Annotated in this window: 24 protein-coding genes; 17 read left to right on the top strand and 7 right to left on the bottom strand. The window is 45.1% G+C overall.

Annotated features, from left to right (window positions below; all coding sequences use genetic code 11):
• Nucleotides 1-91: 91 nt before the first annotated feature.
• Nucleotides 92-1,465 (bottom strand): sigma-54 interaction domain-containing protein, encoded by a 1,374-nt coding sequence (locus WQ57_RS06300; RefSeq protein ID WP_420912381.1) that lies wholly within the window; start codon nt 1,463-1,465, stop codon nt 92-94.
• A gap of 194 nt (nt 1,466-1,659) precedes the next feature.
• Here WQ57_RS06300 and WQ57_RS06305 point away from each other — a divergent pair, with 194 nt between their 5' ends.
• From WQ57_RS06305 to WQ57_RS06365, 13 genes are all read left to right on the top strand, one after another.
• Nucleotides 1,660-2,676, top strand: a complete 1,017-nt coding sequence (locus WQ57_RS06305) for an NAD(P)/FAD-dependent oxidoreductase (RefSeq protein ID WP_084820187.1) — start codon at nt 1,660-1,662, stop codon at nt 2,674-2,676.
• A 59-nt stretch (nt 2,677-2,735) separates the two neighbouring features.
• Nucleotides 2,736-3,818 (top strand): aromatic ring-hydroxylating oxygenase subunit alpha, encoded by a 1,083-nt coding sequence (locus WQ57_RS06310; protein ID WP_046522889.1) that lies wholly within the window; start codon nt 2,736-2,738, stop codon nt 3,816-3,818.
• Nucleotides 3,811-5,259: an aldehyde dehydrogenase family protein gene (locus WQ57_RS06315; RefSeq protein WP_046522890.1), complete on the top strand. Its 1,449-nt coding sequence runs from the start codon at nt 3,811-3,813 to the stop codon at nt 5,257-5,259. Before WQ57_RS06310 ends, WQ57_RS06315 begins: the two co-directional genes overlap by 8 nt.
• An 18-nt stretch (nt 5,260-5,277) precedes the next feature.
• Nucleotides 5,278-6,369, top strand: a complete 1,092-nt coding sequence (locus tag WQ57_RS06320; protein WP_046522891.1) for a tartrate dehydrogenase — start codon at nt 5,278-5,280, stop codon at nt 6,367-6,369.
• Between the two features lie 111 nt (nt 6,370-6,480).
• Nucleotides 6,481-8,013, top strand: coding sequence for a BCCT family transporter (locus WQ57_RS06325; protein ID WP_046522892.1), 1,533 nt, complete (start codon nt 6,481-6,483; stop codon nt 8,011-8,013).
• 290 nt (nt 8,014-8,303) lie between these two features.
• Entirely contained in the window at nt 8,304-8,606 is a 303-nt protein-coding gene (locus WQ57_RS06330; RefSeq protein ID WP_046522893.1) for an urease subunit gamma, read from the top strand.
• Between the two features lie 16 nt (nt 8,607-8,622).
• Complete coding sequence (locus WQ57_RS06335) at nt 8,623-8,946, top strand: urease subunit beta (RefSeq protein WP_046522894.1); 324 nt, start codon at nt 8,623-8,625, stop codon at nt 8,944-8,946.
• Complete coding sequence (gene ureC, locus WQ57_RS06340) at nt 8,943-10,658, top strand: urease subunit alpha (protein ID WP_046522895.1); 1,716 nt, start codon at nt 8,943-8,945, stop codon at nt 10,656-10,658. The genes WQ57_RS06335 and ureC overlap by 4 nt, the downstream gene beginning before the upstream one ends.
• Nucleotides 10,659-10,668: 10 nt before the next feature.
• Nucleotides 10,669-11,124, top strand: a complete 456-nt coding sequence (gene ureE, locus WQ57_RS06345) for an urease accessory protein UreE (RefSeq protein WP_046522965.1) — start codon at nt 10,669-10,671, stop codon at nt 11,122-11,124.
• On the top strand, nt 11,117-11,803 hold the full coding sequence (locus tag WQ57_RS06350) for an urease accessory protein UreF (RefSeq protein WP_046522896.1): 687 nt from the start codon (nt 11,117-11,119) through the stop codon (nt 11,801-11,803). The genes ureE and WQ57_RS06350 overlap by 8 nt, the downstream gene beginning before the upstream one ends.
• Before the next feature lie 33 nt (nt 11,804-11,836).
• Nucleotides 11,837-12,448 (top strand): urease accessory protein UreG, encoded by a 612-nt coding sequence (ureG, locus tag WQ57_RS06355; RefSeq protein ID WP_046522897.1) that lies wholly within the window; start codon nt 11,837-11,839, stop codon nt 12,446-12,448.
• Nucleotide 12,449: 1 nt separating this feature from the next.
• Nucleotides 12,450-13,274, top strand: coding sequence for an urease accessory protein UreD (locus WQ57_RS06360; protein WP_046522898.1), 825 nt, complete (start codon nt 12,450-12,452; stop codon nt 13,272-13,274).
• Nucleotides 13,275-13,353: 79 nt separating this feature from the next.
• Nucleotides 13,354-13,818, top strand: a complete 465-nt coding sequence (locus tag WQ57_RS06365) for a hypothetical protein (protein WP_046522899.1) — start codon at nt 13,354-13,356, stop codon at nt 13,816-13,818.
• A 399-nt stretch (nt 13,819-14,217) separates the two neighbouring features.
• Here WQ57_RS06365 and WQ57_RS06370 read toward each other — a convergent pair whose 3' ends face one another.
• Both WQ57_RS06370 and WQ57_RS06375 read right to left on the bottom strand, forming a co-directional pair.
• Entirely contained in the window at nt 14,218-16,755 is a 2,538-nt protein-coding gene (locus WQ57_RS06370) for an EAL domain-containing protein (RefSeq protein WP_338151891.1), read from the bottom strand.
• A gap of 6 nt (nt 16,756-16,761) precedes the next feature.
• A complete protein-coding gene (locus WQ57_RS06375) occupies nt 16,762-16,959 on the bottom strand; it encodes a hypothetical protein (protein WP_046522901.1) in 198 nt (65 codons plus the stop codon).
• 603 nt (nt 16,960-17,562) lie between these two features.
• Here WQ57_RS06375 and WQ57_RS06380 point away from each other — a divergent pair.
• From WQ57_RS06380 to WQ57_RS06395, 4 genes are all read left to right on the top strand, one after another.
• Nucleotides 17,563-17,838, top strand: a complete 276-nt coding sequence (locus tag WQ57_RS06380) for a hypothetical protein (RefSeq protein WP_046522902.1) — start codon at nt 17,563-17,565, stop codon at nt 17,836-17,838.
• A gap of 158 nt (nt 17,839-17,996) precedes the next feature.
• Nucleotides 17,997-18,314 (top strand): DUF5082 domain-containing protein, encoded by a 318-nt coding sequence (locus WQ57_RS06385; RefSeq protein ID WP_046522903.1) that lies wholly within the window; start codon nt 17,997-17,999, stop codon nt 18,312-18,314.
• Entirely contained in the window at nt 18,311-19,621 is a 1,311-nt protein-coding gene (locus tag WQ57_RS26130) for a DNA/RNA non-specific endonuclease (protein ID WP_084820188.1), read from the top strand. The genes WQ57_RS06385 and WQ57_RS26130 overlap by 4 nt, the downstream gene beginning before the upstream one ends.
• On the top strand, nt 19,614-20,084 hold the full coding sequence (locus tag WQ57_RS06395) for an antitoxin YezG family protein (protein WP_046522904.1): 471 nt from the start codon (nt 19,614-19,616) through the stop codon (nt 20,082-20,084). Before WQ57_RS26130 ends, WQ57_RS06395 begins: the two co-directional genes overlap by 8 nt.
• A gap of 384 nt (nt 20,085-20,468) precedes the next feature.
• Here WQ57_RS06395 and WQ57_RS06405 read toward each other — a convergent pair whose 3' ends face one another.
• The 4 genes from WQ57_RS06405 to WQ57_RS06420 form a co-directional block, all read right to left on the bottom strand.
• Nucleotides 20,469-21,218: a class I SAM-dependent methyltransferase gene (locus WQ57_RS06405; RefSeq protein WP_046522906.1), complete on the bottom strand. Its 750-nt coding sequence runs from the start codon at nt 21,216-21,218 to the stop codon at nt 20,469-20,471.
• A gap of 181 nt (nt 21,219-21,399) precedes the next feature.
• Entirely contained in the window at nt 21,400-22,401 is a 1,002-nt protein-coding gene (locus WQ57_RS06410) for an ABC transporter permease (RefSeq protein WP_046522907.1), read from the bottom strand.
• A 1-nt stretch (nt 22,402) separates the two neighbouring features.
• On the bottom strand, nt 22,403-23,905 hold the full coding sequence (locus tag WQ57_RS06415; RefSeq protein ID WP_046522908.1) for a sugar ABC transporter ATP-binding protein: 1,503 nt from the start codon (nt 23,903-23,905) through the stop codon (nt 22,403-22,405).
• Nucleotides 23,906-23,972: 67 nt separating this feature from the next.
• On the bottom strand, nt 23,973-25,085 hold the full coding sequence (locus WQ57_RS06420) for a sugar ABC transporter substrate-binding protein (RefSeq protein WP_046522909.1): 1,113 nt from the start codon (nt 25,083-25,085) through the stop codon (nt 23,973-23,975).
• Nucleotides 25,086-25,102: the final 17 nt, after the last annotated feature.

Below are 25,102 nucleotides of genomic sequence, written 5' to 3' on the forward strand. Positions count from 1 at the left end.
CGGTTCTCTTGCCTCACTATTATAGTATGATTGGAAGGCACATCCTTTTAGAGGATAGTGCCTTCTTTTTTGTCTTTACAAGTGAAATTTACTATTGTCCTTTAGTCATCTCTGCACAATATTGCCTAATTAACCTGGCTGCTTTCGTTTGGCTTATACCAAGGTCCGTTGCCACTTTTCGGGATGATTGATTCTTTTCATAGGATCTCTTTACTAACGTTCTTTTGGTTTGATCGAGAGCCTCGTCGAGTGTTTTTGGAAAGGATACTGGGGGAGCATCCCCGATTTTTTCCGTGATTACATCTGGTAAATCATGCACGTCAATCATCGAATTGCTAATGATGACTAATCTTTCAATTAAGTTTTCAAGCTGGCGTACATTACCAGGCCAGGAATAGTGTGTGAGCAAGTACAGGCATTCCTCGGAAATGACTTTGTTTTCATTGTATTTTTGGTTGAATTTATTCAAAAAATTGTAGGTCAGAGGGACGATGTCTTCTCTTCTTTCGCGCAGAGGCGGCAGGAGGATATCAATCACATTTAAACGATAAAATAAATCCTCTCTGAATGCTTTGTTTTTAATCATGGATTCCAGGTTTTGATTCGTCGCTGCAATGATCCGCACATCCACTTTTTTTACTTCGCTGCTTCCGACAGGAATGAACTGTTTTTCCTGGATAAGCTGAAGGAGTTTTGCCTGTATGGAAAGAGGCATTTCCCCGATTTCGTCGAGGAATATAGTACCTCCATTTGCCGCTTCAATTAACCCCTGCTTTCCAGACTTATTTGCACCGGTAAAGGCGCCTTTTGCATAGCCGAAAAGTTCGGACTCCAATAGTTCCTCTGGAATGGCCGCGCAGTTGATGGCGAGAAAGGGGCGATTTCGCCGATTGCTGACTTTGTGGATATATTGGGACAATGCCCCTTTTCCTGTACCGGATTCCCCGAGGATGAGGATATTCGAATCTGTAGGTGCTACCTTTTTGCAGAGCTCCAGAATTTTTTTGATTTTGCTGCTGTTGGTGACGATACTTTTTTCTTCCTCACTCTGCTGAGTCAGATTTGACTCGCTTTTTTCGTTTCCTGCATTGAATACTTTCATTTTTTGGCTTTGGGTCGAGGTAATCACAACAAGTTCAATTTCATTCTTATTATTCAATATAGGAATGGCAGTTGTCAGGAGTTCCATACCGATGTATGTTTGCTGCTTCATATAGCAAGGCTGTTTCCTTCGATACACTTCTGGAACAATCGAGGGTTTCCAATATCCTTTTTCAAAGAGCTCCAGGTTGTATTTGCCGATTACATCACTGGGCTTAAGACCGTAATGCCTTTCACACACCTTATTTACATATACAATCCGCGCTTCCCCGTCTAAAACAAAAATCTCATCCGAAGAATAGTCAAGAATCTTTAATAGAGTTTCAAGTGTCATTTCCACATTCCCTGTGGGATTTGGAATCATCAGGTGCAGCCCCCTAACATAGGATAGTGAGTCATTTTTGACTTTAAGTCTTAGTTATTCGAGTCCATTTTAACTCAAATTGATGGATATTTCAGTGAATTTTAAATCTTTTTGCCAACTTTCAAGGGTTTAACACTTTTGGCACAGTACTTGCATTAGAAAGGATGTATGGAAAATTAAAAGGAGGTTTCGTAATGGAGCATCGCAATCTTTCCGATTTCATCATTATCGGGGGAGGCCCGGTCGGGTTATTTACTGCTTTTTATGGAGGGATGCGCCAGGCATCAGTGAAAATCATTGAAAGCCTTCCGCAGTTGGGCGGACAATTATCAGCACTGTATCCGGAAAAATATATTTATGACATTGCTGGTTTTCCAAAAATCAGGGCCCAGGAGCTAGTGGATAATCTGCTTAGACAAATGGGTCAGTTTCAACCGGAAATTTGCCTGGAAGAGTCTGTTGAAACTATCGTCCGAAAACATGATCAAACATTTGCCGTCACCACCAATAAAGGTACCCATCATGCAAGAGCGGTGATTATTACGGCAGGGAATGGCGCCTTTCAGCCGCGAAAGTTAAATATTGAAGGTGAAGAAAGGTTTGAGAAAGCCAATCTCCACTATTTTGTTCAAGATATAAACCAGTTTGCCGGTAAAAGGGTGGCCATTTTCGGCGGGGGAGATTCAGCTGTTGATTGGGCCCTCATGCTTGAGCCAATTGCGGAAAAAGTAACGCTCATTCATAGAAGGGAGAAATTCAGGGCCCATGAGCACAGTGTCAACCAGCTTGAAAGTTCAAAGGTAGAAGTTTTAACTCCGTATGTGCCAGTTAAGCTAGCCGGAAAAGAAGAGATCGAGAAAGTGATTGTAAAAGACACTAAGAGCGGGGAGCCGATGGCAATTGAAATCGATCACGTTCTGGTTAATTTCGGATTTGTCTCTTCACTCGGTCCCATTAAGGATTGGGGCCTGGAAATAGAAAAAAACTCTATTTTGGTCAACTCCAAAATGGAGACAAGCATTCAGGGGATTTATGCCGCGGGAGACATCTGCACCTATGACGGGAAAGTGAAGCTTATTGCCAGCGGTTTTGGTGAGGCGCCGACAGCTGTGAGCAATGCCAAGGCATACATTCACCCAGGTTCAAAAGTACAGCCGCTTCACAGTACCAGTATTATGGGCGAGAAGGAAAAGGCAACCTCTGCCACCTAACAGATAAAGTGACTAGGAAAATTCAAAAAAATGAACGGGATACCAAGGAGGAAACTGAGATGACTTATAATAAAGTGCAAAACGCAACGAATCGTACATTTGAAAGAACGTTAACCTATGACAAATACACAGATCCCAAAGTGTTGGAAAAAGAGATGGAAATGGTCTTTGCAAAATCATGGCAGCTTGTCGGCCATGTCAGCCAGGTGGAGAAAGTCGGAGATTTCTTTACTGCAGAGGTGGCAGGAGAGCCGATTATTGTGAACCGCGGCAAAGATGAAGTGGTACGTGCCTTTTATAATGTCTGTCCTCACCGGGCGACAAAGCTTGAAAAAAACAGTGCCGGCAATAAGAAAATCCTCCAGTGTTCCTATCATGGCTGGACATTCAAGCTTGATGGGCAGCTGAATAAAGCACCTAACTTCCGCGGTGAAGATGAAAACTGCGTGAAGGATGCCTGTCTGCGTTCTGTCAGGATGGAAATTTTGGAGTCGCTTATTTTCGTGAACCTGGATGATGATGCCAAGCCTTTAAGTGAATCCTATGGCGATTTCTTCGAGCGGCTGGGAAAGAATCCTTTCTTAAGTGAACTAAAAAGAACCCATCAGAAAACTCGTACCTTCAAGGCCAACTGGAAGGCGTTCATGGATAACTATTTGGAATGTGACCATTGTCATGTGGCTCATCCAAGCTTCGTCGCAGCACTTGACATGAATGATTATCAAATCATTACTTGTGAAAATTATTCGATTCAAGGCACGGTTGTCAAACCGGACAAAAAATACGGAACAGTAAATTTGAATGAAGCGGAAATGCAGGGAGGGCAATTTTATTGGCTGTGGCCGAATTTAATGTTAACGATTTATCCTGGTCCGGGCAACATGGCCTCCATTCAGATCGTCCCGATTGATCATGAAACATCCATGGCTGTTTACACCTATTATTTCCGTGATGAGAACTTGTCCCAGGCGGAAAAAGACTTAATGGAATTTGCCGAACAGGTTCGCTCGGAGGATATCGAGCTTGTGGAATTGGAGCAGATTGGGTTCCGTTCACGTGCATTCAATAAAGGCCGATATTCATCCTCGGAAAAAGCGATTGTTCAATTTCATGAAATGGTATTGGAGGCCCTAAATGAATAATCAAACTGAAGTTCAATCTGTGAGGAAGTACCTGGTCATTGATGGGGAAAAAATCAAAACCGATAACTACGCGCCGTTATACTCCCCTTATTCAGGAGAAGAAATTGCCCAGATCGCCATGGCGGATAAAGCCCAGACTCAAAGGGCCATTGATGCTGCCTATCAAGCACGCAGCGTGATGGCAAAGATGCCGGCGTTTAGGAGAGCAGAAATACTTGAAAAAGTCGTTTCGCTTTTAACGGAAAAAGCGGATCAAGCTGCCGAAATCATTACGCGCGAGTCCGCAAAACCCATCATGTTCTCAAAAGCAGAAGTTTCAAGAACGATTGAAACCTATAAATTCGCGGCAGAGGAAGCGAAGCGCATTCATGGGGAGACAATCCCGTTTGATGCGGCGTCAGGCGGTATTGGCCGGGTTGGCTACACCTTAAGAGAGCCAATCGGTGTCATCGGAGCCATCACCCCTTTTAATTTCCCAATGAATCTGGTTGCCCATAAGGTAGGGCCAGCCGTGGCGGCAGGGAACACCATTGTCTTAAAGCCAGCATCGCAAACACCGCTTTCGGCATTGTTTATCGCTGAACTTTTCGAAGAGGCGGGCCTTCCGCCGGGTGCCTTGAATGTCGTGACAGGACCGGGAAGCATAGTGGGAGAAGAACTGGTCCGCAATGACCGGGTAAGCATGATCACCTTTACAGGCAGTCCCGAGGTAGGGATTGGCATCCGCAACCGGGCAGGATTAAAGAAAACGACTTTAGAACTTGGCTCCAACTCCGCCCTGATTATTGATAAAGATGCCGATGTCGATTCAATCATTGACCGCTGTATCATGGGGGCCTTTTCCAACCAGGGCCAGGTTTGCATCTCGCTTCAGAGAATTTACGCGCATGAAGAGATTTATGAGGATTTTACAAAGAAATTCACCGAAGCGGCAAAACAGTTGAAGGTCGGTGACCCGCTCAATCCCGATACGTATATATCATCCATGATTTCAAAGGGAGAAGCTGACCGGGTGATGGGCTGGATTGAGGAAACCAACAGCCGCAATGCCGACATTGCGACTGGCGGGAAAATCCGGAACGGTGTTCTTGAGCCTACGATCATTACCAATGCTGAACCTGACTTGAGCGTTTGCCGCCAGGAAGCCTTTGCCCCTGTTGTGGTGGTAAACAAGTTCAATGCCATGGAAGAGGCGGTGAAACAAGTGAATGATTCCCGTTTCGGCCTCCAGGCTGGAATCTACACAAATAATGTGAGACATGCCCTGTACGCCGCGCGGGAATTGCACGTGGGCGGTGTCATCATAAATGACGTTCCCACCTACCGGGTCGACCATATGCCATATGGCGGCGTGAAGGAAAGCGGAACCGGGCGCGAAGGAATCAAATATGCGATTGAGGAAATGACAGAAATGAAGTTAATCGTTTGGAACCAAAACTAATTTTAAAAGGAGATTTATGTGAAAACATATAAGATTGCTGTTATTGCAGGAGATGGAATTGGCCCTGAGGTCATTGATGCGGGGATTGAAGTGTTAAAAAAAGCAGCAGCCCTTGATTCCACCTTCCAGTTTCAATTCACCTACTTTCCGTGGGGCTGTGAGTTCTATACGAAACACGGAAAAATGATGGATGAGAATGGCATCGACCAGCTGAAAGAGTTTGATGCGATTTATTTGGGGGCAGTCGGGTTCCCCGGCGTCCCTGACCATATCTCATTATGGGATCTTCTGTTAAGGATCCGAAAAGAGTTTGATCAATATGTCAACATTCGGCCTGTACGATTGCTTAAAGGGGCGAAAACTTCTTTAATGGATGTAAAACGCGAAGACATCAATATGCTATTTATCAGGGAAAATAGTGAGGGTGAATATTCTGGAGCCGGTGAATGGCTGTTTAAAGGACGGGAAAACGAAGTTGTCATGCAAAACAGTGTGTTCTCGCGGAAAGGAACCGAAAGGATTATACGGTATGCATTTGAAACTGCCAAAAATCAGAAAAGGTCCCTGACGAGCATATCGAAAGCCAATGCTCTAAACTATTCCATGGTATTCTGGGATCAGGTTTTCGAGGAAGTCAGTGCCGAATATCCTGAGGTGGAAACATCCTCCTATCTTGTCGATGCGGCCGCCATGCTGATGATCAAGGACCCAAAAAGGTTTGAAGTGGTGGTAACCTCGAACTTGTTTGGAGATATATTAACAGACTTGGGTGCTGCTATCGCCGGCGGAATTGGGCTTGCAGCCGGGGCAAATATCAATCCTGAAAGGAACTATCCATCGATGTTCGAGCCCATACACGGCTCCGCCCCTGATATCGCAGGCAAGGGAATCGCGAATCCGCTTGCGGCCATTTGGTCAGCCAGTCAAATGCTCGATTTCTTTGGCTATGAATCTTATGGAAAAGAAGTGCTGAACGCAATAGAAGAGCTGTTGACAGAGGGTCAGGTTCTCACTCCGGATATGGGTGGAACTGCTTCCACACAGGAAGTAGCAGAAAGAATAGTAGAAATAATGGATTCCCGGATCGCATCGGGCAAATTGCACGTGTAAAAGTCTTCGATATCATAGGAAGAACCACATTTTCTTCCTATGATATAATACTCTTTTAAAACGAAACCGCTTACACGAAAAATGCACTATTCATATACAAGGAGTGTTGACATGAACAGTAAGAGAACAGTATTTTTTTCCTCCTTAGCCATCAGTTTGGCTTTGATCAGCGTTGGAGTATTTGCACCAAAACAAATGGAAAGCTTCTCAAACAATTCCCTTGAATTCATCTATAATAATCTCGGCTGGTTCATTCTTGCGAGTGTATTTTTCTTCTTCGCCTTTTGCATGTATATTGGACTTTCGAAGTTTGGGCATATCAGGCTTGGTGATGACAGCGATCGGCCTGAATATAAAACAGCTACCTGGATTGGAATGCTGTTTAGTGCTTCCATTGGCATCAGTCTCGTATTTTGGGGTGTTGCAGAACCTGTTTCCTATTATATTGATCCCCCTTTTGGAACAGGTTCCTCGGAAGAATCCGCAAAACTTGCCATGCAATTCGTTTATCTGCATTGGGGAGTCTCTGCTTGGGCGTGTTATGCGGTTGTAGGTGTCTCTTTGGCCTTTTTCCAGTTTCGCAAAAAACTCCCAGCCTCTCTTAGTTCCGTTTTTTATCCCTTAATCGGTGAAAAGGTTAGAGGTCCTTTCGGCAAAATGATTGATGTGATGGTCATCTTATCGATTGTCATTGGAATCGCGACTTCCCTGGGCTTTGGAACATTGCAGGTGAACAGCGGAATGAATTACTTATGGGGAATTCCGGTAAGTTTTTATACCCAAGTGGGAATTATCGTTGTTGTCAGCCTCATTTACATTGGCTCAACCGTTTCAGGGCTGCAGGGAGCGATGAAGCATCTCTCCAATCTTAATATGCTGCTGGCCTTTGCTTTATTAGGGTTCGTATTGCTTCTTGGGCCAACGCAGTCCATTTTAAAAATCTTTATTCAAGGGATAGGAGATTACGCTCAAAATTTTATTGGAATGTCATTTAGGACGGAACCATACAGGGAAGGATCCTGGATCGCCAGCTGGACGCTGTTTTACTTTGGATGGTGGATTGCATGGGCCCCACTTGTAGGCAGCTTTGTAGCCAGAATATCGAAAGGGAGAACCATAAAAGAGTTTATGATAGGAGCTATTTTTATCCCTGTCTTAGGGGCGTTCTTCTGGTTTGCCGTTATGGGAGGATCAGCTATAGATCTTATTCAAAACAGCGGCGAAACAGCTATCGCTGCCGCTGTTTCCACTGATGTTACCTCTGCATTGTTCAAGTTCTTTGACTATTTTCCAATGAGTGTATTTCTAAGTATTTTAGCCATGGTATTAGTTCTCGTTTTCTTTATTACTTCTGCAAATTCAGCTGTTTTTGTACTAGGAATGATCAGTGAAAACGGGAATCCAAATCCTTCCCACTCAACGAAAATAATATGGGGAATTGTGGTTGGTGCCGTATCCAGTGTACTAATTATGACCGGAGGCTTAGCAGGTTTGCAATCCGCACTAGTTGCTACATCGATACCATTATCCGTTTTAATGCTCGTTATGTGTTATTCAACCTATAAAGGGTTGAAGAATGAATGGAAAATTGCGAAGCAGGGGGACGGTTCTCGTGCCTCAATTAAGGATGAGCGTTCGGCATGAACGGAACGAAATACTTAAGTGGAAAAAGGGGCACAATGGGCAGCGTTAACGGCTCGTTATGCCTTTTTTTTCTGCAAAACGCCCCTTGTTTCCACTAAAAAACCGTCCCCATGCGTTTCGTTTCACCTTGGTTTTTTTATATGCTAGAATGCAACTGGGGCGGATAAATGGGTGCTGGGAAGGGCATTATATATAATGCTTTTTGTTTTTTTCAGTAAAGTGCCAAAAGTCCCCCCTTTTCTCCCCAAAGGGAGTTTTTTTAATAGCAAAAATGAAAGGAGGTTGAGTCGATGCATTTATTGCCAAGGGAAATGGACAAGCTCATGATTGTTGTGGCAGCAGACCTTGCAAAGCGCCGAAGAGACCGGGGTTTAAAATTAAATTATCCGGAGGCCATAGCTCTCATCACTTATGAAGTTTTGGAAGGGGCAAGGGACGGGAAATCTGTAGCCGAGCTGATGGAGTATGGAGCAACGATATTGTCCCGGGAAGATGTGATGGAAGGAATCCCCGAAATGATAGATGATATCCAGGTGGAAGCCACTTTTCCGGATGGGACGAAATTAGTGACAGTTCATAGTCCGATACGATAACCAGGAGGGAACGCTCATGTTGCCAGGCGAATACATTCTCAAGGAAGAAGACATTATTTGCAACGAAGGCAAAGAAGTATTTACACTTTCCGTAACAAACACCGGTGACCGCCCCGTTCAAATAGGTTCCCATTACCATTTTTATGAAGTGAACGAAGCGCTTCAGTTTAATCGGAAGGAAGCCTATGGAAAACGGCTCAACATTCCGGCTGGAGCGGCTGTTCGCTTTGAACCTGGTGATGAAAAGGAAATCCAGCTTATTAACTACGCCGGAGAACGCCGTGTATACGGGTTTAATAATAAAGTAGAAGGATCATTGGAAAGCAGGGATGACTCTTGAGTTTTAACATGTCCAGGAAACAATATGCTGAAATGTTCGGTCCGACAACAGGTGACTCTGTCCGGCTTGCTGATACGGATTTATTTATTCAGATAGAAAAGGACTATACCCAATATGGAGAAGAGGTTGTTTTCGGCGGAGGTAAGGTCATTCGGGACGGAATGGGACAGCATCCGCTTGCCACCAGGGAAAAAGACGGTGTGCCGGACACGGTGATTACCAATGCCGTTATTCTGGATTACACTGGAATCTATAAAGCGGATATTGCGATTCGGGACGGAAAAATTTCCGGAATCGGAAAAGCCGGCAACCCGCTTATTATGGATAAAGTGGATATCATCATTGGCGCGTCCACGGAAATTATAGCCGGTGAAGGCTTTATTGTTACGGCCGGAGCAATTGATACGCATGTTCACTTTATGAATCCCGAACAGGTTTCACTGGCGTTAGCAGCAGGGACAACCACATTGATCGGGGGAGGCACGGGGCCTGCAACCGGATCACGGGCCACAACGGTCACTCCGGGCGAATGGAACATACATCGCATGTTAATGGCGGCGGAAGGACTTCCAATCAACATTGGTTTCACCGGAAAAGGAAGTGCCGCGGCCATGGAGCCTTTAGCGGAGCAAATAAAAGCTGGTGTAATCGGCCTTAAAGTGCACGAAGACTGGGGAGCAACTGCTTCAGCCCTGGATCACGCCTTACGTGCAGCTGACAAATATGATATTCAAGTCGCCCTTCACGCAGATACGCTAAACGAAAATGGCTTTATGGAGAATACCATGGCCGCGGTAAAAGGCCGGGTTCTTCACATGTATCATACGGAAGGTGCAGGCGGTGGACATGCCCCCGACCTAATCAAATCAGCAGGATATTTAAATATTCTCCCTTCATCAACAAATCCTACCTTACCTTATACGGTTAACACAATTGACGAACATCTTGATATGGTGATGGTTTGCCATCATCTCAATCCTTCGGTGCCCGAAGATATTGCTTTTGCGGATTCAAGAATTAGAAGAGAGACGATTGCAGCTGAAGATATCCTTCAGGACATGGGTGTATTTAGCATGGTCAGCTCGGATTCACAGGCAATGGGACGTGTCGGAGAGGTTATTTTGCGTACGTGGCAAACGGCGGACAAAATGAAAAAACAAAGAGGCCTTCTGCAGGGAGACAGCCAATATGCCGATAACAACCGTGCCAAGCGCTACATCGCAAAATATACGATTAATCCTGCGATTACGCATGGAATTTCCAACTATGTCGGCTCAATCGAAGTCGGTAAAATGGCGGATCTTGTCCTTTGGTCCCCGAAATTCTTTGGTGTGAAGCCCGAGATGATCCTAAAGAACGGACTGGCGGTAAAAGCCTTGATGGGAGATGCAAATGCTTCCATCCCAACGCCGCAGCCGTATATCTACCGTCCAATGTATGCCCAGTTCGGAAAAGCTTTGCCAAAAAGCTCGGCTACATTCATTTCACAAGCCGCTTACGAAGATGGAGTACATGAAAAGCTTGGTCTTGAAAAATTGATTCATCCTGTTGGAGGAATCCGCACGCTGTCTAAAAAAGATATGAAGCTCAATGCTGAAACACCTGAAATCACGGTGGATCCGCAAACCTATGAGGTTCGTGTCAATGGAGAGCTGCTGACATGCGAACCTGTGGATGTCGTTCCAATGGGACAGCGTTATTTCCTATTCTGAGGTGAAAGAATTGATTATTGATAAGATTGTCGGAAATCTAGAAGATATGGATCCAAAAGAAATCAGCAAGCGCCACATGGAGAAAGTCTATCTTGAGAGCGCCAGCCTGGTGAAAAGAATTCAGCGGGTCAAAACAGACCATGGAAATGAGCTGGGGATTCGCTTGAGAGAGCCCCGCGATCTTTTAGCCGGCGATGTACTGTATATGGACGATAAAAATATGATTGTCATTGATGTGCTTTCGGATGACCTGCTTGTCATCAGCCCTAGAAGCCTGAAGGAAATGGGGACGATTGCCCATCAGCTGGGAAACCGGCATATGCCGGCCCAGTTTGAAGAAAACGATATGCTTGTTCAATACGACTATTTAGTAGAGGAACTTCTTCAAGGGCTTGGAATTCCTTTCAAGCGGGAGGACAGGAAAGTTAAGCAGGCGTTCCGGCATATAGGTCACAGTCATGGATAAAAACATCCTTTCTTTATTCCAGCTATGCGATTCAAATTTCCCAACGGGCGCCTTCAGCCACTCATTTGGATTGGAAAGTTACATCCAGGACAACCTGGTCACCGACCAGGAGACGTTTTACCGGTGGCTGCAGGTGTATTTGCATGAGCAGCTCGTCTATACTGATGGGCTTGCCTGCAGCCTCGTCTATGAGGCCCTCTCAATTGAAGATTTTGAGCGTATATGGGAACTGGACCGGCTGTTAACGGTTCAAAATCTTCCGAGGGAAACTAGGGAAGGAACACAAATGATTGGGAGCCGAATGCTAAAATTAGCACAAACCTTATTCGGCTTCCCTATTCTTTCCAAATATAATGAGGAAATAAGAAAGAAACATTCTTTCGGCCATCCTTCCATCGTGTTTACGATGGTCGCTCACGGCCTTGGAGTATCAAAAACAAATGCCATCCTCTATTACTTGTATTCTTCCATTTCCAGCATGGTACAAAATGGGGTGCGTGCCATTCCGCTTGGCCAGACGGGAGGGCAAATGATCATCCATCGATTCGTGTCCGACCTGACCAAGGCCGTAGAAAAAATATTGTTGCTGGGGGAGGAAGACTTTGGCATTGTATCACCAGGATTGGAATTATCCCAAATGAAGCATGAACGGGTAAATATTCGTATTTTCATGTCTTAATTTTTATCAAAGAAGTTTAAAGGAAGTGTTTGAATGGAACCAATTAAAATCGGAATTGGGGGCCCTGTTGGAGCAGGAAAAACCATGCTTGTCGAAAAGTTGACTCGTCATCTGCAAGATGAAATCCAAATGGCGGTTGTCACCAATGATATCTATACAAAAGAAGACGCGAAATTTCTTATCCAGAATGGCGTTCTCCCTGAGGACCGGATCATCGGGGTGGAAACGGGGGGCTGTCCTCATACCGCCATCCGTGAAGATGCATCAATGAACTTTGCCGCTATTGATGAACTGATAGAACGCCATCCTGGTGTTGAACTCATTTTTGTTGAAAGCGGCGGCGATAATCTCGCGGCTACTTTCAGCCCGGAGCTCGTTGATTTTTCCATTTATATCATTGATGTGGCGCAAGGCGAGAAGATTCCGCGCAAGGGCGGCCAGGGAATGATTAAATCGGATTTATTCATCATCAATAAAACCGACCTTGCTCCCTTTGTCGGGGCCAGCCTCGAGGTGATGGAGCAGGATACAAAGGTGTTCCGCGGAGATAAACCATTTGTCTTCACAAACTTAAAGGATGAGGACGGCCTTGGCCAGGTCATTGACTGGATCAAGAAGAATGCCTTATTAAAAGGATTGGATTAAAATGGGTGATTGGACAGGGGAACTATCATTAGACCTGGAAAACCGCAACGGAAAAACCGTTGCGGGAAATGTCTTTTTCCAGGGGGCATTCAAGGTGATGCGGCCCATTTACCATGATGACTCCGGCCAGGTCTGCTATTACCTTTTGAACCCGGGAGGCGGATATTTGGATGGCGATCGGTACAGGATGAAAATTTCTGCCGGCGAGGATTCAAAAGTGACCCTAACCACGCAATCGGCCACAAAGGTTTATAAGACGCCAAAAGATCATGTTTATCAGGAATCAGAAATCCTGCTTAAAAAAGGAAGTTATCTGGAATACCTTCCTGACCCGCTGATTGCGTATGAAAATGCCCATTATAAGCAAAAGAACGTTGTCCGGATGGAATCGGGGTCAACGTTCTTGTATACGGATATTCTCACTCCGGGCTGGTCGCCAAGCGGGGAAAAGTTCAGCTATGACACGATCCAGTTAAAAACCGAAATTTATTTGGATGGGAAGCTTGGTGTATTCGATCATATCAAGTTGTCTCCGGAGGACAATTCGGTGGAAGGCTTGGGTTTTATGGAAGGCTTTACCCATCTGGGTTCGCTCATGGCGGTCAGCGAAGAAACAGATAATCAGCTTCTCGATGAGTTGTACGATAAGATTTATTCGGAACAGGCGAACATCAAATTTGGTCTTTCAAAGCTGGCCATCCCGGGTTTAAGCATTCGGGTGCTGGCGAACTCGACCCAGATTATTGAACGAATTTTTAACGATTGCCACAAAATTATCAGTAGAAAGTTGAATCACGCCACGCCACGGTCTTTGAGAAAGTATTAACGACTGCCTATGGCAGTCCCTCCCTGCAAGTTCAGCTATAAGGGGGAAGCAACCAACCATTACCGGAGGAGGCCTACCCATGCCTAAAGATAACAATGAAAAGCCCGTTATTAAAAATTTTGAAGTGGATACGGTATTTGAGGACCGTGTACATGAGCGTTATGCTTTTACGTTTAAAGTAAAAAATAATGAGTATAAAGGCTACTTCCATGAGAATGGAATCCAATGGCATCACCCGCACCCGAAACAAATGCTTGGTGATGAACAAATGGAAGCCATTGAATCAAAAATTCATTATTTAATGAGGCAAAATGGAATTTCCAGTGAAGCCGGAATAGAAGATCTTGAGTTCAAGCCTGCATTTGAAGACAGAATGTACGAACGCCAGCAATTCACCCTGAAAATCCATGGGGAGGAATACAGGGCTCTCCTCAATAAAGGTGAAATTCAATGGTTCCATCCCAAGCCCCACCAAAAGCTTGAAGACGAACATGTCCAGGCCATTGAAACCGAAATCCACAAAAAAGCCGCCGAAAAAGAGTGATGCACAGGGACGGTTCTCATGCCTCAAAACCAGCGCGTTTGTGAGGCAGCAGAACCGTCCCCATGCATCTGAATGGGAACATAGCCGAAGAAATTCCGGTTAAGGTAAAAAACAGGGGCATAATATGCGAAAATAAGCGGATATATTTCCCTTACCTACTCTATATAAGGCTGAATCAGAGGATTTAGATACACATAAGCGGAAAAACTCCCCTTAAATGGCGGGAAATGCTGGCATTTCCCAAGTTAAGCGGAATTTTTCCGTTTATTTTTCACATTCAGAACATCATCCACGTTCCTTTTCTTAACTCAATGTTAATAAGTTGTTATAGTTCTGAAAATTCTCGTTAAAGCACATTTTAGACCTACTTTTTCAGTGGTCTCAAACCGTCGCAATACATCAATCCATGTAGTTCAAGAGCTGGGCGGCTGGTATGGGTTTGCTGTATAGGTAGCCTTGGACTTCGTTGCATTGTTCTTGTTGCAGGAAAGTGAGTTGTTCTTCTGTTTCGACTCCTTCTGCAATGACGTTCAGGTGCAGAATCTGGGCCATGGCGATGATGGTTTTGATGACCATTTCGTCTTCGAGGTGGCCGATTCTTTGGATAAAGGACTGGTCGATTTTGATTTGGTTGATTGGAAACTTGGTCAGGTAGCCTAATGAACTATAGCCTGTGCCAAAATCATCCAAACTGATCGAAACTCCATACTCATGCAGCTCCTGGAGGACGGGGAGGACCCGCTCGACTTCAATCATCATGCTTTCGGTTATTTCAATATCAACCTTCGATGGCCAGATTTCCAAGTCGGAAAGAATGTTTTTGATCTGGGCGGCAAAGTCGGGTTGTTTTAATTGGGAAGCGGACAAATTGACGCCCATTCGCAGCCAGGTGTAGCCGGCTGTATGCAGCCTTTTCAGCTCTTCACAAGCTGTTTTCAGCACCCAGTTTCCAATCCTTATGATCAATCCAGTTTTCTCTGCAAGGGGAACGAACTTGGCTGGCGGTATCTCGCCCAAAATGGGGTGTTTCCACCGGATCAAGGCCTCAAATCCGATCACTTTATTCGTGTCAATATGATGCTGGGGCTGATACTCAAGGTAGAGTTCGTTTCGCTCGATAGCATAGTACAAATCCTTGGTAAGGACAATTCTCTCCATTTCTTCCATTCTGGTAGATTGCAAAGGGGACAGAGCGATCTTCTCATGTTTTTTGTTGAGCAAATCCTTCATCGCTACCCGTGTTACGTCCTCGGGGGTTTGGCCATCTACAGGGAAAAGGCTGTGCCCATAGCTCACCGAAAGCCGGACCTCATGGCTGGAAACACTGAACGATTCTAAAAATACATCTTCCAGCACTTTTGAAAAGAACGGGATTTTCTCTTGGGAACAAGGCAGGCAAATGGCAAACTCGTTCCCGCCTACGCGATAAACGGTGGCTGTTTTTGGGAAGTTTCTCACCAAACGGCAAGCTACCTTTTTTAGGATGAGGTCCCCGCTTACATATCCAAATGCAAGATTAAGAGGGTTGAATTCATCAATATCAAGCATAAAGATAGCAAAGGGGGTTAGGGTTTTTCCGTTTCCGCACAGGTGCTGCAGGTCGTTTTGGAATTGTTTCCGGTTCGGCAGATGAGTCAGCGGATCCATGTTCAATAATTGCCCCAATTCCTCTTTATTCCTTTCACGCTCAAGGACTAGCTTGACGAGGAAAGTGGCCCTTTCAACCAGCTCTTTTTCCCGGTCGGTAGGAGCATATGGGCGTTTATAGTACATCGCAAATGTCCCGAGCAATTCCTGATCGATCGTAAGGATTGGGGTCGACCAGCAGGCACGGAAGCCGTATTCCTTCGCCGCTTTCCGAAAGGATTCCCACCTTTTATCTCCATCAATATCCATCACAATCGTTTGTTTCTTCGTATAAGCCGCAGCCCCGCAGGAGCCTGCATCAGGGCCGACTTTAATGCCATTGATCGTAGCGATATAATCCTTGGGAAGGCCTTTTCCCGCGCGGTATGATAAGGTTTCACTCTCTTTTTCATAAAGCAGGATGGAGCAAACCCCTTCGGTTTGGTCTTCTACAAATCTGGTGATGGAGTCTAAAATCTTATCAGGGCTGGCTCCGTCACTGATCAGCCGGATAATGTTTTGCTGCCCCTCCAATGCGTATTGGATTTTATTGCTTTGTCTTTTACGCTCTCTTTCCAAATAATCCGAGTAGATGCAAAACTGGTTCTTCCCGCTTTGTTTCGCCGCATACATGGCAATATCGGCTTTTTGGATGAGACCGGTAAAAGTTTCGTCATGGGAAGGGTACATGGAAATCCCCATACTGGCTGATAAATAGATTTCATGCTGCTGCAGGTAGATAGGCTGTCCAAGAGCCTCCAGTATGCTCTTCCCCTTATCGTTCATTTCATTTACGGAAATATTGGGTAAAACAATTAAAAATTCATCGCCGGCGAATCGCAAAAGGAAATCCTGCGGGGACAGCAGAGTATTTATCCGGTGGACGAACTCCTGAAGCACGAAGTCTCCCGCATTATGGCCAAAGCGGTCGTTGACGTACTTGAAGTCATCGATATCAATAAAGAATAAAGCAAATGGGTTGAGAAATAATTCCTCATATTGTTCAAGCTCTGTTAGAAAAGAATGGCTGTAAATCCCTGTCAGCGAATCTGTATAAGCTGTGTGTTCTAAATCAATCGCATAGGAGAGGAACAGAGCCATATTACGTAAAAGTTCCTTCTCTTCTTCATTAAGAGTCACTTGCCTGGTATCTGTTGCGCAAAGATTCCCAAACCACGTTCCATCGCGGAGGAAAATCGGCACTCCATAGAAACTTTTAATGCCGAGGGAACGAGGGCCTTCGTATTGGCGTGTACGAAATAGCTCGTTTGTATTAGGGATGAAAAGTGGTTCACGACCACTCTGAAGGATTAAGGTTCATAAAGCATCCTCAAGAGGCATCCTGGTTCCTTCCGGTAAAATAACCTCGTTTACATTCAACGCTTCAAGAACTAAAATTTCCCTTTCCTGATGGAGCTTGGTGAGGCAAAACGTGTTCATCTTTATTGACTTCGACAACATTGAAAAGATGGGAGCAGTAGCTTCTTTAAGCCGTTGGTATTTTCGAAGATCCATGCTGGCAACCTCTCTAAACTGGTATAAATAAACCTTTTGGTTAGTTTAACAAAAAGAGGAAACTAATTAAAATGATACATATTGGGTGAAGCATGGGGACGGTTCTCGTGCATCAGAATGAGTGGGGTTGGTGAAGCTCCGCATCCCATGCATCCACATAGCCGGAGAAATTCCGGTTAAGGTAAAAAGAAGGGGCTGAAGAAGCAGAAATAAGCGGATAAATTTCCCTTAACCCCTCAATATAAGGCTAAATTTAAGAATTTTATACACATAAACGGAAAAGCTCCTCTTAAATGGCGGGAAATGCAGGTATTTCCCAAGTTAAGCGGAATGTTTCCGTTTATTTTTTCATACACAGAAACATCATCACCGTCCATTAACTTAACCAATGTAAATAAATTGTTATAGTTCTGAAAGTTACATTAAAACTCGTTTAGGCCTATAGAATTTATAATGAATTACCGGTAAACTGGAAATGGATTGATTTGGAAAGGTTTTTACGAGAAATATAGATTTGAAGAGGAAATGCCAATGGTTTCCTTACTGAATTAGTACAGAAGGATAAATACGGACCCACATTCACCGGAGAAAGGATGTTAATATATGAAGAAAACCTCATTTTTCTATTTATTTGCTTCAGGTTTTTTGATGGTCTTCCTGTTACTATTTTTAGGAACATTTTTGTATTCTTCACTGGGCTTTATGTTGGGCTGGAATTCATTTGATTTTAACCTTATGGGCATTCAGTTGATCTATGCGGATATCGATCAGGAAGGCTTTTCGCTCGGCACAGGCCCAGCCCTTATCATCCTGTCCTTCATCTTCGGCATTTTCAATGTGTTGCTAACCAAAGTATTTAAAAAGCGTTTTATCGTATGAGACAAGGGGACGGTTCTCGTGCCTCATTTTGAGTGGCATCGGCCAGTGAGGCAGCAGAACCGTCCCCTTGCTGCTTTTTTGTTACTTCCGCCGGATTAATTTCCGCCTAATATTTGGTATTATGTGGTACATCAGAGTCTGAATGTGAGGGGATATTTTTGGAGCTGAAGTTGGCTGAGGAGCTGGAACGGAAGGCGAAGCGGCAGAAGCTGCTGATGCAGATTCAAATATTGGAAGGATACAGGCGCAATGTGCGGCAAGCGCTAGAGCGGCTGGAGGACGGGAAAACTATATATCGTGCGGCACACGCCAGCTACACCCCTTCCTGGCAAGGGGAGACACGGCAGGCGTACGAACAGATGGCGAGCGAGTTGAATGGTGCGGGGAACAGGTCCTATACTGTAGGTAATGATTTGATGAATGCCATCTCCGGGGAGATCCGCAGGCTGCAGGACAAGGCGGATGCGTTAAGATGACCAGAGTTCAGATTAAGGTAGACGAGTTGGAGGCATTTGCCGGGCAAATCGGGAAGGCGGAACAGGAATGCGACCAGGCGCTCCATGCACTCAACTGGCATTTTAGCTCGCTGCTCGCCAATTTCCCTGGTGCGGTGCCGGGACATATACATAATCTTGAGGCAGATTTTAAGCATTCCATTAAACGGTATAAAAGCAAACTCGATGATGCCCAGCGGCTGGTCAAGCTTACCGCTGCCAAGATGGCCGAAGCAGACCGGAGTATGTCTGGGAAAGCCGGCAATTTTCTGCTTGAAATGCTTGGATGGTACGATCTTCAGCGGCTGGGAAGCGAATATGATCCCGTGACAGGAGAGAAACTCTCAGCAGGTGACAGGGCACTGGCCGCGGTCATGCTGGGGCTATCCATCTTTCCGCCGGCAAAAGCAGTTGGAGTTGGCGGGAAAGCGGCGGTCATGGGAGTGAAGGCTGGAAAAGCCGGAGGAAAGGCAGATTTTCTGAAATTCGCCAAGGACTCGAAAACCTTTTTATCCATAAAGAACGTCGTTGACACCGGCAAAGTCCGCCAGGCATTTAATAGGGTTTACAACCAGGTCGTCGTTGGTCCGCTTGCCGCGACCAAAGTCTGGTTCGGCGGAGTCATGAAGAAACTCGGTGACCTGCCTATCCCGTCAAACCTGCAGGTCCAGCTGGCCGGAGTCGGCGCCTACCGGAAAACAGTCGGAGAAGCGTTCCAGGAAGCGAAGGAACAGGTTGCGAAGATTGTTGCGGGGAAGAGTGATGGAGTTGGTAATGGAATAAGTAGAGATATTACAAAGGTCAAATACGGGGACCAATATACCAGGAATGGTCGTAAAAAAGCACTAAAACCCAATGTTGAGTACACAAGTAAAGAAGGATACAATTATAAAACAGATGGTCAAGGCAGGATATCACATGCTGAAGGAACCCTCAAATTTGGAGATGGAAAAAGAAATAACTATGCTCAAAAGGTAGTAGGAAGAGAATATCGAAAACCTGATGATGATGGTGGACATTTAATTGCTAGTATTTTCAAAGGTTCAGGAAATCTTGATAATCTTGTTCCAATGAATGGCAATTTAAATAAAGGTGAATGGAAAAAACTTGAGAATACATGGGCAGATGCCCTTAAACAAGGTGATGAGGTGAAGGTGAAGATAACCCCTAGCTATAAGGGTAATTCACAGCGTCCAGAGACATTTGATATTAAGTATAGAATTGGTGATGATGAATGGGAAATTAGAAGATTTGATAATTTACCGGGAGGGAGAAAGTTAAATGAATGAAGAACAATTAGATAGTTTATATCAACATATAGCAGAAGTTGTAGTAGAAACTATTCCAGAAGAGTGGTCTCAGGTTTATTTATATGGTGAGGTTGTTGAAGGATCTCAAACTGCCTACTTCTATTATTATCCCGAAGGTAGTGATAAACCCATACACAGTCATGATATACCTGAACTATTTACAGTTAGTGAACTTGAATACTCAGAAAAATGGCATCGATTAGTCGATTCAATTCAGGAACTATGGAAGGTGTTTGAAGATAATGGCCAAGAGCCTTGGACAAATTTCACTATGGTTTTTGATAAGATAGGGAAGTTTAATATTGATTTTAATTATGAAGACCTTTCAAAAGCAGACCCTCATGAAAGAAAAACCATTTGGAAGTATAAGAATCTTGGCGTTATACCTAAAAGTAATTCTGGGAAAAAGCATTTAGAAAAATACCTTTCCACACTGGAATAAATTTATGAATCTGGACGATAAGAATGATGAATAGTTGGATGGATAGGAGGGATTAGCCCGATTCAATTGATGAATCATACGCAAGATGCAAACCTTCAGGAACTGTTGTTAAAAATGGAAACGGGGACATGCACCGTATCCTTTACAGTGTGTTGTATTAGGGATGGTGAAGTGAGCAAAAAACAGCCTGTTGGAAGTGATTGTGTCGTCCCGGCAGGCTGTTTTTGGCTGATTGCTTCAAATAAAGCAAGAATTGCTTCAATAATGAAGGGTATTGCATCACACCAAGTCATTATTGCATCGATTATTTGCTTTATTTGAAAAACCTGTGTCTAAAATGTGTCACAGGGCGACTCAATGATGCATGAGAACCGTCCCCATGCTCTACCTGCATTTTTTCATTCCATAAAATACATAACTGTAGTCATCAGAATGATGCTGATAAAGATGTATTTCTTGATTAATCATGTTCACTACATCCAACACAACGGGGGAATCCTTATACTTTTGTACCATCTCTTTGAGGTTGCGTTCGAGTGGATGGTAATATTCGTCGAGCCAATCTTTCTTTGGCAATACAAATGAAAAGGCATAAGCATATCCTGAATCGACGATTTGACTCACCTTATTGGAAATAGTATTAATTTCCGGATAACCTTGGGCCCAAAAGTCTTTGCTTTCTTGAGAAGGGTCCGCATGCAGCCATGAGATTTCACTGCATACCAGATAGCCATCTTGCTTTAAGAAGGATTTCCACTGCCTAAGTCCTTCCTGAAATCCTGCAATATAAATCGAACCTTCCGCCCAGATGAGGTCAAATGTTTCCGAAGGGAAGTCCAGCTCCAGCATGGAAGCATTCAGGACTTTGACCCTGTCCTCCAATCCCTTCATCTGAAGGTGTTGTTTCAGCGTATCCAGGGATTGCTGGTTGGTATCCACTGCGGTAATATGGGCATTTGGAAAGGTTTCGGCTAAAATCAGTGTATGAATTCCATTTCCGCATCCTATATCCAGTATGTTCAATTCTTTTTCGTGGTCCATATTTACCAGCGAAGCGGCCTTTTTTGTGGATAGTTCACTTCCCGGAGCCAAACGGGCCAGCCCTTCAAAAGCTTCATAAAAAAATTTTTCCATTATAGATACTCTCCTTTAATTTAGTTATGAAGAGAAAGTACCTGCCAGCTCAAAACATAAGTTAAACAAACAAAAACCTCCAAATTAAGATGCTCTCATTTTTATCTAATCTAACGAATTTGTCAACAAACACAGGGACGGTTCTCGTGCTTCATTGATGCACGAGAACCGTCCCCATGATCTATTTTTGCTTGTAGTACGTGATTGCCAATGCAAATGCCAGGACGGTTCCTTTGACGATGTCCATGGCGTAGTAGGGGACGGACATCATGACGAGGCCGTTTGCCAGAATCCCGATGAGCACCGCACCTACGAAGGTTCCAAAGGCATTTGGCTTGCCTGCGCCCAGTACGGAGAAGCCGATAAAGGCGGCGGCGACGGAATCCATCAGGTAAGGGGCGCCAGAGTTGATTTCGGCTGTCATCACGCGTGAGGCGAGGACAATCCCGCCAATTGCGGCGAACAGAGCGGAAAGCAGATAGGCGGCCACTTTGTACTTGTTAACCGGAATTCCCGACAGTCGTGCTGCTTCCTTGTTTCCGCCGATCACATACATGTATCTTCCGTGCTTCGTATAGGTTAAGAAGATATGAACCACTACCACCACGACGACCATGATTAGGATGATCCACGGCACCTGGCCGATTTTCGCAAAGAACGGGCTGATCACACCTTCTGCCATCGTCCCGTCACTCATCACCATGTTTTCCGATACAGTCGCACCCTTCGTATACGTCAAGGCCATTCCCTGGATGATGAACATCGTCGCAAGCGTCATCAGCATATCGGGAATCCGCATTTTTACAATCATGATGGAGTTTAATATCCCGACAATGAGCGCGGCGGCAATCGCCGAGATGATCGCGACAAGGGTATTTTGCGAAAACCAGACGAACATCGAAATCACGATTGCGTTCGATAACGAGGCCACCGAGCCAACGGAAAGGTCGAAGCCATCAACGGTTAACGAGATGGTAATTCCAATGGCAATGATGGTGACAATGGAAATCGAACGCAGGATGTTGACAATATTGTTCCCCTGGATAAAGTTCGGATTGGCCCATGAAAAGATGGCAATCAGAACAAAGATGGTAATGATCGTTCCATATTTATATAAAAATTGAAAAAGGTCAAAGGACGTTTTTGCCGGGGTCTGTTTCTTCGATGATATGTTTGCCTCCATTTTACCTGCCCCCTGTTGAGTAGAATAATAGTTCTTCTTCATTTGTTGTGTTTGTTTCCAGTTCCTTTACTGACTTTCCGTCATAAAGAACGTAAACCCGGTGGGTGATGCCCATGATTTCGGAAAGCTCGGAGGAGGCATAAATAATCGCCTTACCCCGGTTTGCCAGCTCGGCAATCAGATTGAAAATGTCCTTTTTGGCGCCGACGTCGACACCCTTGGTCGGTTCGTCAAAAATATAGACGTCCGCCTCGGCGATCAGCCACTTCCCGATGGCGACCTTTTGCTGATTGCCGCCGGACAGGTTTTGGACCTTTGTTTCTTCCGACGGTGTCTTGATTCCAAGGTTGGCAATCCATTCCCTCGCCGCTGCCTTTTCCTTCTTCCGGTCGAGGAAACTGAAACGTTTTGAAAAATGGCCCAGGTTTACAGCCGTTAAGTTGGATTCCACCGATTCCTGGACAAGGATGCCTTCTTTGCGGCGTTCTTCCGGGACGAGGGCCAAGCCGTTCTTCACCGCTTGATGCGGATTTCGGACGCTGACTACTTTTCCGTTCACCTTGACTTTGCCGGCGGCCAGTTTTCCTTCAGCGCCGAACAGGGCCTTGCAGAACTCCGTCTTGCCGGCGCCGACCAGGCCGGCGATGCCGACAATTTCTCCTGCTTTGACTTCCATAGTAAAATCTTTAATCTTGTCTCTATCTGTAAGTCCTTTTACTTCAAGGACTGTATGTCCAATAGTCATCGGTCTTTCGGGGAACTGCTCACCAAGCTTTTGGCCAAGCATGTGCTCCACCACTTTGGTTTGGGTAGTGTCGGCGATTTTCTGTCTCTCGACGACTTCGCCGCTTCTCATAATCGTAATTTCATCACAAATCTCAAAAATCTCGGGTAGCCGATGGGAGATGAAAATAACCCCGACGCTGCGATTCTTTAATTCTTCTACAATGCGAAATAATTCGTTTGTTTCTGTATGGCTGAGAGGGGCGGTCGGCTCATCGAGGATGAGGAACTTGCATTCTTTCGAAACCGCTCTGGCAATCAAAACCATTTGTTTTTCTGCCAATGTTAGCTCACTAACCAGTTTTTTAGGATGAAGGTTCAAATTCATATCCGCTAGGATGGCGGCCGCTTTCGTATTCAGGCTTTTCCAATTGATCCATTGCTTTTTCCCCATGTTATGGACCGTGTCCATCAGCATGATATTTTCCGCCACCGTTAAAGAGGGGATCAGAGCGGTATCGACTTCCTGGTAGACAATTTGAATTCCGGCATCCATGGCGCTTTTAGGTGAAGTGATGGAGAGGGTCTCGCCATTCATCGAAATTTTCCCTGTATAGTGGTCATAGGCCCCTGAAAGAATCTTCATAAGCGTGGACTTCCCAGCGCCGTTGGCTCCAATCAGAGCATGGGTTTTCCCGCTTTCAACCGTAAAATCGACTTCGTTCAGTGCCTTTACACCCGGGAATTCGATCGAAATGTTCTTCATCTCCAATGTGGTCATGTTGTGTCACCATCCTTTCAAAGAAGACACTCTCTTTATCTGGTGAAAAAGAGAGTGCCGGTCATCGTTACTTTTTATAATGTTCCTTTAACGTCTTCATCCAGTCTTCTTCAAACTCATCTGATTGTCCCCAGCCTTCAATGATGTCAGCCAGGTTGACCATGTTCACTGGGTCTTTTGACTTTTGAAGATCTTCCTGCGAGATGAGGGAAGCGGCCAAATCATGGGTTTGAGGCGTTTCCTCGCCAGCCAGTTTCTTCGCTAGCAATCTCATATTGACGGTACCGATCACTTTCGGGTCGACTGCTGCGGTATATTTCCAGGCGCTGCCTTCCCGCTGCATTTCCTGCAGGTCCGCATTGGAAACGTCGATTCCATAGATTTTCACTTCTTCACGGCCCGCTTCTTTCAGCGCACGCGCTGCACCGATGGCAAAAGCATCCCATGTGGCAAAAATCGCGTCCAGCTCACCTTTAGGGTATTTATTCAGCATCGCCGCCACCGCATTCTGGGTTTGGACACTCGTATCAGCTGCAGCTACCCCAAAGCGCTCGACTTCTTTAAGGCCAGGGTTTTTCGCTAAAACATCTTCGTACACTTTGTTTCGTCTAACCATTGGCGGGAATCCGTCCACCCATAGGTAGGCAATATTCGCTTCCCCATTTGTTTCTTTTACCAGCTGGTCCAGTGCCAGAGTCGCCAATGCTTCATCGTCCTGTGAAACAAGCGTGACACCGTCAATGTTCTTTAAATCGGCATGCGAGTCAAAGGCAACAACGCTTTTGCCGGCGTCGGCGATTTTCTGTACGTCACTGACAGTAGCCGCATCGTCTCCGTGGGAAATGATGAATCCATCATAATCCTGGTTTAATGCCTGGTTGATCGCATCGTGGAACTTCGCTGTATCTCCATTTGCCGTTAACACATCCACCTGGAAGCCTAACGCTTCGCCTTCCTGCTTGGCACCCGCAAGGAATTGAGCTGTATGGTCATCTCCGCCAATCTTGCGGATGACTTTGATTTTCGGCTGGTCTCCATTGGCAAAAACTTCAGGAACTCCTTCAATTGGTGTATTGGATTTGGCTGCTTCCTGCGTTCCTCCGCCGGATCCGCAGCCTGTTAGTAAAACTGTTGCGGCAATGAGTGATGTGAATGTACTTTTAATCAGATTCTTCTTCATTTTCTGCTCCCCCTATT

It is taken from the genome of Mesobacillus campisalis (assembly GCF_000986785.1).
Classification (GTDB): domain Bacteria; phylum Bacillota; class Bacilli; order Bacillales; family Cytobacillaceae; genus Mesobacillus_B; species Mesobacillus_B campisalis.

Bases quoted from the DNA above. Each gene is read 5' to 3' on its own strand.
- WQ57_RS06300 (WP_420912381.1), bottom strand. From the start codon at position 1,465: ATGATTCCAAATCCCACAGGGAATGTGGAAATGACACTTGAAACTCTA.
- WQ57_RS06350 (WP_046522896.1), top strand. From the start codon at position 11,117: ATGGATAAAAACATCCTTTCTTTATTCCAGCTATGCGATTCAAATTTC.
- WQ57_RS06310 (WP_046522889.1), top strand. From the start codon at position 2,736: ATGACTTATAATAAAGTGCAAAACGCAACGAATCGTACATTTGAAAGA.
- WQ57_RS06315 (WP_046522890.1), top strand. From the start codon at position 3,811: ATGAATAATCAAACTGAAGTTCAATCTGTGAGGAAGTACCTGGTCATT.
- WQ57_RS06325 (WP_046522892.1), top strand. From the start codon at position 6,481: ATGAACAGTAAGAGAACAGTATTTTTTTCCTCCTTAGCCATCAGTTTG.
- WQ57_RS26130 (WP_084820188.1), top strand. From the start codon at position 18,311: ATGACCAGAGTTCAGATTAAGGTAGACGAGTTGGAGGCATTTGCCGGG.
- WQ57_RS06365 (WP_046522899.1), top strand. From the start codon at position 13,354: ATGCCTAAAGATAACAATGAAAAGCCCGTTATTAAAAATTTTGAAGTG.
- WQ57_RS06330 (WP_046522893.1), top strand. From the start codon at position 8,304: ATGCATTTATTGCCAAGGGAAATGGACAAGCTCATGATTGTTGTGGCA.
- WQ57_RS06395 (WP_046522904.1), top strand. From the start codon at position 19,614: ATGAATGAAGAACAATTAGATAGTTTATATCAACATATAGCAGAAGTT.
- ureG (WP_046522897.1), top strand. From the start codon at position 11,837: ATGGAACCAATTAAAATCGGAATTGGGGGCCCTGTTGGAGCAGGAAAA.
- WQ57_RS06405 (WP_046522906.1), bottom strand. From the start codon at position 21,218: ATGGAAAAATTTTTTTATGAAGCTTTTGAAGGGCTGGCCCGTTTGGCT.
- WQ57_RS06335 (WP_046522894.1), top strand. From the start codon at position 8,623: ATGTTGCCAGGCGAATACATTCTCAAGGAAGAAGACATTATTTGCAAC.
- WQ57_RS06305 (WP_084820187.1), top strand. From the start codon at position 1,660: ATGGAGCATCGCAATCTTTCCGATTTCATCATTATCGGGGGAGGCCCG.
- WQ57_RS06360 (WP_046522898.1), top strand. From the start codon at position 12,450: ATGGGTGATTGGACAGGGGAACTATCATTAGACCTGGAAAACCGCAAC.
- WQ57_RS06420 (WP_046522909.1), bottom strand. From the start codon at position 25,085: ATGAAGAAGAATCTGATTAAAAGTACATTCACATCACTCATTGCCGCA.
- WQ57_RS06410 (WP_046522907.1), bottom strand. From the start codon at position 22,401: ATGGAGGCAAACATATCATCGAAGAAACAGACCCCGGCAAAAACGTCC.
- WQ57_RS06375 (WP_046522901.1), bottom strand. From the start codon at position 16,959: ATGGATCTTCGAAAATACCAACGGCTTAAAGAAGCTACTGCTCCCATC.
- WQ57_RS06415 (WP_046522908.1), bottom strand. From the start codon at position 23,905: ATGACCACATTGGAGATGAAGAACATTTCGATCGAATTCCCGGGTGTA.
- WQ57_RS06380 (WP_046522902.1), top strand. From the start codon at position 17,563: ATGAAGAAAACCTCATTTTTCTATTTATTTGCTTCAGGTTTTTTGATG.